Below are 308 nucleotides of genomic sequence, written 5' to 3' on the forward strand. Positions count from 1 at the left end.
GTGTTCCATATATGGACAGGACTTTTCATCTAGGATGATTGAGTTGGCATCTGAGAAAATGCCCAATGCACATTTATATCAGGGGGACTTTTCAAAAGGGCTTGTTGAACCGTTGCGTAACTTTCGATATGATTATATTGTTGCGACATACTCTTTGCATCATTTGACGGATGCACAAAAGAACGACTTCCTTTTAGACTTGCGTAACTACTTGAAGGAAAATGGTAAAATTATAATTGGTGATGTTGCCTTTGAAACACGAAAGGATTTAGAACAGTGTAAATTGAAGGCAGGAGACACATGGGATA

The 308-nt window shown here is 38.3% G+C and carries 1 pseudogene; it reads left to right on the plus strand.

Features of this window, described 5'->3' with window-relative positions:
- Positions 1-43: 43 nt before the first annotated feature.
- Positions 44-308, plus strand: a pseudogene (locus NE544_RS12175) (class I SAM-dependent methyltransferase); the annotation flags it as partial.

This window comes from Holdemanella sp. MSK.7.32, from assembly GCF_024460475.1.
Classification (GTDB): domain Bacteria; phylum Bacillota_I; class Bacilli_A; order Erysipelotrichales; family Erysipelotrichaceae; genus Holdemanella.